We start from the raw sequence: 8,021 nt of genomic DNA on the forward strand, positions 1-8,021 counted from the left end.
TAAAGGCGCCTTGGCAGAGTGGCTATGCAGCGGATTGCAAATCCGTGGACCTCGGTTCGACTCCGGGAGGCGCCTCCAAATTAGAAAGCCCTAGCAGAAATGCTGGGGCTTTTTAGTATTTACTTGTTAGATATCTGCTCAATTAAATATTCGAGCAATGTGTAGCCTAGCCACTCACAATTTACAGCTTATTTTTGTATCTCTGCTATCAGTCTTTTCTTCATCTTCGTGGTGCTCTGCTTCTAAACTGGTGACTTCGAGTTCTACAACGGCGACACCATCTTTGCCATTCTTCTTCACTTGATACATTGCCGCGTCGGCTTTTTCATAAATATCTTCAAATTGATGAGTTTTGCCAGTAAATAAACACGCTCCAATGCTGAACCCTATCTGTATGTTCTTTTCTGATGTCAGTAACGTCGATGAAATAAAAGAAAGGATCATGTCACATAATCTCATTATTTCGTGTCGTTCAGAGTAACGACAAAGTAATACAAACTCATCGCCCCCCAGTCTACCTATCTGGCTTTCATTTAATGCTACTTCGCTTAGCCAGTTTGCTATTTCGACTAATAAATTATCACCTGTTTGGTGCCCAAGCCCATCATTTACGGATTTGAAATTATCTACATCAATGAAAATAAGCGCAGAGGTCTCATTACTATAATTGGATAAGTGTTCATTGAAGCTATTCTGAATAGCAGAACGGTTTAATAAGCGGGTGAGAGGGTCTTTATTTGCTAAATCAGCCAGTTTTAACTCATATCGTTTTTCTTGAGTAATATCGATGTGAGTGCCCATCATACGTATTGGGGCACCGTTTTCGTCAAACTCGACGACTCGCCCTCTATCTGATACCCAACTATCACTACCATCTTTATGAACCATGCGGTGTACGACTTGATAAAGATCGGTTTTTCCTGCCAAGTGGTCTTCAAATGCTCCTACCGCGAGATCGTAGTCGTCAGGGTGTAAGTTTTGCTTCCACATCTCAACAGTGGCACTGAGTTCGTTAGGTTGGAAGCCAAGCATTTTCCCCCATTCCATATTGAAAATAGTTAAAGAGCCACTAGGGACATGTTGCTCCCACAAGCACAAACCTGTGCCATCTAAAGCCAGGTTTAATTTTTCTTGTAAACGAGCGTTATCTGATTTTAGACGCTCATTTTCTTTCTCAAGCTGTTCAATTCTTTTTAAGTAATCATCCATATACTTACCTAAAATCACCGTGTAGAACGAGGGACCATTTGTAAAATTAGTTTTTAACAAAAGTCCTTTATCTTGTCCGATAACCTTGGTGTATGCCGTTAGTTCTTTAGGTTGCTCGACCAGAATGAAAGACGAAACCACGTTATGCTAGTCGTGTCGATTTTCAATATGATAGAAAGGTCAATATGTCATGCGACACTATGCAATATTTATAAAGCATGAAGCTAATATTGATTTCATAAATGCAATGTAAGTGGAATAAATCATGCTTTTAGAGTAATAATCAGGCTAAATCAGTAAACTTTTCGTGGTATTCGGTCAGGTAAAGTGAACCTTACTCATTCATAGGTTTTTAAGAGAACTAGAAAGAAAAATTGATGGGTAGGGTTAAACTTAGTCGGTTACCTGTAACTGAACTTGGTGGTTTAATGAGCGGTTGCGCTCGGTATACGAGATCAATCGCCTCCTTATCTAACGAAGAAGTACCAGAACTTTGGATCAGAGATACATTGATAACGTGACCATTTCTGTCCATAGTAAAACGTATCACAGGTGTGCCTCTTTTCTTCATACGTTTTGCTTTCCTTGGATATTTCTTCTTCTTTTCTAAATGAGCATGTAACGCCTGTTGCCAACTTATTTTTGCTATCCGACCATTCTCAGAAAGTTGCCCCTGACGCAGTGCTGCCGTGGTATTTGCTACATTACTTGTTGTTATGTTTTTCTTTGATTGTGCTTGCTGTGATATGGCTTGAGACTCTGTTTTTAGTGGCTCATTTTTTTTGACGGGATCCACTGGTTTCAATTTGGCTTGTGGCTTAATTGATGTCTCCATGACTTTTTTCTTTGATTGCTCTGGCTTTACAGGCTTGCGTGTAGGCTTATCAATTTTACTTTCGGTCGTCTGGTTCTGAGGTGGGGATTTTTTTACTACCTCTTTATTGTTCTTTTTAGGAGCTAAGAATGTTGAAGGTTTTTCTGCTTCTATAATAGGAACAATTGAAGGTGAAGCTTGTGCAATAAAAACCTCTTCTTTCGGTGGCGTTTTCAATATCTCTTGTTGAATGATCTCTTTTTGAGGATCACCTAATACAGTGTCTTCAATTTTTTGTTTGTTTGAAGCGAGAGGCGCAACAATAGTGACAACTATAGGGGCAGCTTGTATGGGAGGTGTAAAATCATATTGTGGCGTCCACATGTAAGCCACAATAAACGTTAAATGAAGAAGAATACTCGCAGTTAGCCCAATCAGCAGGAAGCGTTTCTTAGGCTCTTTAATTTTCACTGAAGGATCAGCAAGCAGACTCATTATTGGCTCCCCGCCGGTAATTCAATTCCCACTAATGCTATTTGCCCGTAACCCGCTTTAACTAAGGCATTCATTACTTTCATTAAATCTTGGTAATTAAGATCTTTATCTGCACGTAAATAGATGCGTTTATCTTTTCCTTGTAACGCAGAGTCAAGTGCTGGCTTTAATGCGTTTAGTGTCACAACGCCACTTTCACCAAGAGTGAGCGACATATCCTTTTGAACGGTTAGGTAGAAAGGTTCATTTGGCTGCGGTTGTGGGGTAGCAGACGATGAGGGCAAATCTACAGGCACATTAACCGTCGCCAGTGGCGAGGCGACCATTACTATAATCAGCAGTACAAGCATCACATCCACTAAAGGCGTGACATTGATTTCATGATTCTCAGTCATTTCATCACTGTCAGAAGAGGTTTTAAACGCCATGATTAACCCGCCTTTTTTATATCTGAATCAAGGTTGGTTTGATTGTGGCTTTTTCTATCAAGCTCTCTGCTGACTAACACCATGCTTGCTGCTGAGACATCCGTGACTAATGCTCTGTATTTTCCAATAAATCGAGTGAAGTAGTTATACATAATCACAGCGGGTATGGCGGCTATCAGCCCAATTGCAGTTGCCAGTAGGGCTTCCGCTATTCCCGGAGCCACAACCACTAAGGTCGTACTTTTGGATTTTGCTATGCCAATGAAGGCATTCATGATCCCCCAGACAGTACCAAATAATCCAACGAACGGACTAATTGAACCAACAGTCGCGAGAATGCCGGTCAGAGATGTCATTTTACGTGAAAGCTCGGTTTGTACCCGTTCAAGACGTAATTGGACTCTTTCTTTTATTCCATCTGGCGTTGCATGCCCCAGTGATGACAAATGAAGTTCATGCTGAACAGCGGTGAAAAGTATCAACTCACTCGCTTTCTGGTTGCTTAAATTTACTTCGGCGTCTTGAATGCTTTCACTCTGTACTAAAGTGCTAAGTAGTTTGGTTGTGCGTTTGCTTGCTCGTACTAATTGTATTTGTTTAGTAAGGAAGATAGTCCAGCTGATTATTGAGGCGATGAAAAGAGAGATCATGACGGATTTTACGACCCAATCCGCGGCGTGGTACATGCCCATCGCTGATAGGTCATGAGTAATTAACGGATTTGAAGGCGGAATGATTTGGTGCTCTATCACTTCAGGTAGCGTTGCGGGTGGTGAACTTGAGAGAGAACTTGCAGAAGGTACTGTATTTACAGGAGATACAGTATTTACTAAAGGAACAGTATTAACAGTGTCTTGAGTTGCGCTAACCAGTGGGCTAAGTGTCAACACCGAAAGGGCTGACATGAGGCGAAAAAAAAGCGTATTCATTATATTGGCTCATTTGATAAGTAGTAATAGCAAAAGGTTTGCTGAGTGATATGGAAGGTATACCGAATGAGAATCAGAAATCCGTAATGAAATTTGTGAAAAATAACGGATGATAAGAAGCCGTAGAGAAAACAGGTACAACTAGCTGGTGGTTCAGTAGTGTACCTGTTTGAATCGTGTACCTGCTTAAGTTAGGCAATAGTTTTTCTTATGCGTTGGTTTAGCTTATGCGTTGATTTGGCTTAAGCGCTGGTTTGACTTATGTACCAATTAGATTTGCGCAACAATTGGATTCGCGTAGCCATCTGAATTAATAATCAATGTGAATAAATTACTAGTTAAAATCGCTTAGTGAGTTTTAGGCTAACTTCATTCTGTTGGTAGGTGTAAAGCCAGTCAATGTTGCTTTTCACTCGTTTATGAGTCCAGCTAAGGGTGGGAGACACGCCTAAATACTGAATACTTGGCGAGTGAATGACTAAGGTGTAATTTTGTTCTCTGTCATTCCGCTTATCTCCAAGTAAAGCGCTGAAATCTTGATATCGGCGATCTCTCAAAGAAGCAAACAGACTGACGTCTAACCATGTGCTGACGTTTTTGTTAACCCCAAGTCGAACGCCAGACAAAGTATAAGCATGAACTTGTTGATCATTTCGTTTATCTGTCCAGTCCACACCTCCAAATAACAACCATTTATCAGGTAATTGATACCAATAAGTGAACAAGGTCGAGAATTGCCAATCAGACTGATAATCCAGTTTTCCTGGTTGATAGTTTTGATAATCAGCTTTGGTTTCGAATTTAAATGCACTTTGCTTGTTTACGGTTTTGAACCAATCCAGTTTGATTCCAGAACTTAAATACAGGCTTTTTCCAGCAAACGTATTGAATTCAAATTGTGGAGCAAAGGACACGCGATCTCTTTGGCTCTGATAACTGTACCCAAAGCTCGCTTTGACGGTTTGCTCATCATATTCGTCATGACCTGAATAACGAGTGCCGTAGGTGAGCCCACTAAAAGAAACGCCATGATGACCAGTGAGTGAGGTTCGTTTATTTAAGCTCGCTTCATAATCGATACCAAAAGCCTGTTGTTTTTTTGGGGTGACTCTATCGATGATGCATTGCCCAATATCGCTATGAACTAAACATGTGTAGCTTTCGGAAGAGCTGTTTAGATTGTCATTAAACGATGGCCCGAAACTAATGGAGCCGCCCCAGTCATCTCGGGCTTTGAGTGCACTAGAAAATACATCTATGGTTCGTTGAACACCTTGAGTTCGAGGGTTGTTAGATGGGAGTGAAGCTTCAATTTGTTCGAATAACTCTAATGACTCTGAGTTGTTGTGGTTTTCGAATAGAACGCGTGCCAGCTCTAATTGCGCTGGCATGAAATTGGGTTGTAACGTGATTAACTGAGTGTATTCCTCTTGTGCACGTTTTAGCTCACCTCGTGAACGATAAATACCACCACGCACATAATGAATAAGCAGCGGGTCTGCGTTATCGAATAGCTGATAATGGCTGAGTAGTTGCTGAGCTAAGCCCCAATTATGCTGCTGAGCAGAAAGGTGCAAGGCTTGGGCGACTTGGTTTGAATCCGAAAGATCTATGCTGGACGTTGACTCAGGGTCCGCTATTGAAGGGTCAATTAAATTAGAAGATGATTGCTGCGCGTTTTGACGCTGTTCTTCATCTTGCAGCTCTTCAGCTAAAATGGCGTTTTCTTTTTCGACTGCCGATAGAGCATCTTGTTGTTCAATTCGAAGGCTAGTATCTGGGTTAGATGCCACGCTCGGCAAACTGACTAATGCGCTTGGAATGGCAACAAAAGAAATAAGCGGTAGGAATAATCGTTGTGAAAGGTTGAGCTTCATGGGTGTCTTAATGCGCGAGTGCTTATAAGTAAAGCACAGATGAAAAAGAAAGAAGCAGTGTGTGCTGCTTCTTTGTTTTAGGCTAAAGTTTTACTGCTTTTCACCACCAAAGGCAGTATCAAGATCACTATTGTTAGTGAATGTCGCGATACCAGCCAGAGATGCGGCATCCGCACCGAAGAAGTGACCTTGAGATGAACCTTGGGTTACAGAACCAGCTTGTGTCGCGGTTGCACTTCCGTTGAACGACGCCGTTGCAGAGTCAATAGCGCTGTTCACACCAACAGTTAGGGTTGCATTCGAGATACTACCCTCTAAAGTTTGGTTATTGAAATCGGCTTTGAATGTACCAGACAATTTATTGCTGCCACTAAACTTATTAATGCCGGTGATGTTGTAAGTTGCAGTCCCGCTAGTTGGTACAGTTGTGTCAGCATCGTTCCCTACGTAGTAAACCGTTCGGTTATTGAAGCCTGAGTCTTGATCGCCTTGATACCATTCACCAAACCAAATGTCTTGGTTCGCAACTTGTACAAAATTGTAGTGAGAAGTATCGAAGTGCTTACTGCCAACAGTATGAACATTGTCTCGTTCTTTGCTTTTGAAAATATTTCCAGCTAAGCCGTCGAAGTCGACACGCTTACCAGTAGCGCTGCCGATCCCTGCTTTGCCTTTTGAGTGGAAAAATGGCACATAAACTTCTGATTCACCAACTTGGCGAAGTGAATTGTCGCTGATAGCACCGTCAAAACCGGCTTGAACGACAGGGCTTAGACCAAGAAATGCTGCTGCGATCCATGAAAGTTGAACTGGTTTCATTTTCTATTCCTTTTAAATGTATTTTAAATGATTGAAATCAAGCCAGTTGCCCGGTGCGCGCGACAGACATCTCACTTGCTTTCATCAAATACACCGAAGTAAAAGTCCAAACCCGTAAACAAATATAAAATAAAAAAAGCGCCTAAGTTCATAAGCGCTTTGTTGAATGGATAAATCTAAGTAAATATATTGGCTATCGACTGGTGAATATGTAATTCCCACCCGCTCTTCGGATTGGACTGTAATCACCCAAGCCATAGAGGCTCCATGCAAAACCAAGGCCTATATCCGTGGTTTGACCTGAAGTCGGAGGGGAAAGGATTGTAATGACTTCTTTTGTGCCAGCTGGAATAACGTATATTTGTCTTTCCTTTAATTCACCAAAGGGGGTTCGAGCTATTGGTTGTACTGTATTCGATCGATCTCGGAGGGTACTAACCGTTAGAGTGATGTCATTGGTTACGGCTTCAAATGTATAAGTGCCCAGTTCATAATAGTCTGGGAGGTCACCGCTATCTTGTGTCTTATCAATGGTCCATGTATTGCGATACGGTAATAGAACAGGGTTGGGGTCATCATCAATCATTACCTTTGCATGGGGGCCCGTCAGCGAAGCCACGCGCACATAGGCAGCTTTTGATGGAAATGATGACAACTCTCCATCACTGACTTCGACAGTAATGCCATAGTCACCAGCTACGTCTGCTAAAAAATGAGGTTTTGGTGAGCTTGGGTTAACAATGACAGTGTTTGATGCTTGAGGTTTTGAGATGAATGACCATTGGAAAGTGATCGGGTCACCATTTGGATCTTCGCTTGTACTTGCGTCTAATGGAATGGTCATGCCTTCAATGGCCCCTATAGGGCTTCCTGTCCCTCTAACAATTGGTGGGACGTTCTCATAGTAGAAAGAAACAGTGGCTGTATCACTGGCGGATGCTAAACCATCGGATACAGTAAGCTCCACAATGTAATCGCCGATAGTATCTGTCGTTAACCTTGGATATTTAGAAGAAGTATTATCCAGACTTGGGTTACTGTTTTCTGGTTGTTGTATGATTTTCCAGCGATATATTAACTCGTCATCGTCAGCATCGCTTGCGTTGTCAAAAATCGTAACAAAATCAATTAGATTAGCACGATAATGGTCCCGAGATATCGAAACCGTCGGTGGTGAGTTTTCTCCATCAGAAACCGCAACAACTTTTACTTGGTTGGTTCGGCTGCTGGTGGTTCCATCATGAACGACAAGATCAACAACATAGGTTCCTAACTTGTCTGCTATAAATGTGGGCTTGATTGCATCGACCTGAGACAGTTCCGCTAGGCTTTGAAGCGGGGTTGAACTCAAAGACCATTGATAGGTAATTTCGTCTTTATCATAATCAATGCTTGAGGTTCCATCGAGTTGTACCCGATCGCCTTCTTTCACTTGCTGATTTATGCCTGC

The 8,021-nt window shown here is 41.9% G+C and carries 7 protein-coding genes and 1 tRNA gene; 1 reads left to right on the forward strand and 7 read right to left on the reverse strand.

Annotated features, from left to right (window positions below):
- Positions 1-4 precede the first annotated feature (4 nt).
- Positions 5-78: transfer RNA gene (locus F0226_RS21685), tRNA-Cys, on the forward strand.
- Between the two features lie 96 nt (positions 79-174).
- Here F0226_RS21685 and F0226_RS21690 read toward each other — a convergent pair.
- From F0226_RS21690 to F0226_RS21720, 7 genes are all read right to left on the reverse strand, one after another.
- A complete protein-coding gene (locus F0226_RS21690; protein ID WP_171737582.1) occupies positions 175-1,209 on the reverse strand; it encodes a sensor domain-containing diguanylate cyclase in 1,035 nt (344 codons plus the stop codon).
- Between the two features lie 361 nt (positions 1,210-1,570).
- Positions 1,571-2,494 carry a TonB family protein gene (locus F0226_RS21695; protein ID WP_345776543.1) on the reverse strand — a complete coding sequence of 308 codons (924 nt, stop codon included), beginning with the start codon at positions 2,492-2,494 and terminating at the stop codon, positions 1,571-1,573.
- Between the two features lie 23 nt (positions 2,495-2,517).
- The gene (gene exbD, locus F0226_RS21700; protein WP_171737584.1) at positions 2,518-2,946 is read right to left on the reverse strand and encodes a TonB system transport protein ExbD; all 429 of its coding nucleotides are present in this window, start codon (positions 2,944-2,946) and stop codon (positions 2,518-2,520) included.
- A gap of 2 nt (positions 2,947-2,948) precedes the next feature.
- Complete coding sequence (exbB, locus tag F0226_RS21705) at positions 2,949-3,875, reverse strand: tonB-system energizer ExbB (RefSeq protein WP_171737585.1); 927 nt, start codon at positions 3,873-3,875, stop codon at positions 2,949-2,951.
- Positions 3,876-4,213: 338 nt separating this feature from the next.
- Complete coding sequence (locus F0226_RS21710) at positions 4,214-5,752, reverse strand: surface lipoprotein assembly modifier (RefSeq protein WP_171737586.1); 1,539 nt, start codon at positions 5,750-5,752, stop codon at positions 4,214-4,216.
- 90 nt (positions 5,753-5,842) lie between these two features.
- Entirely contained in the window at positions 5,843-6,571 is a 729-nt protein-coding gene (locus F0226_RS21715; protein WP_145566285.1) for a Slam-dependent surface lipoprotein, read from the reverse strand.
- Between the two features lie 193 nt (positions 6,572-6,764).
- The coding region (locus F0226_RS21720; RefSeq protein ID WP_171737587.1) for a PKD domain-containing protein at positions 6,765-8,021 on the reverse strand (1,257 nt) is incomplete at its 5' end.

It is taken from the genome of Vibrio sp. 99-70-13A1 (assembly GCF_013114625.1).
Lineage (GTDB): Bacteria > Pseudomonadota > Gammaproteobacteria > Enterobacterales > Vibrionaceae > Vibrio.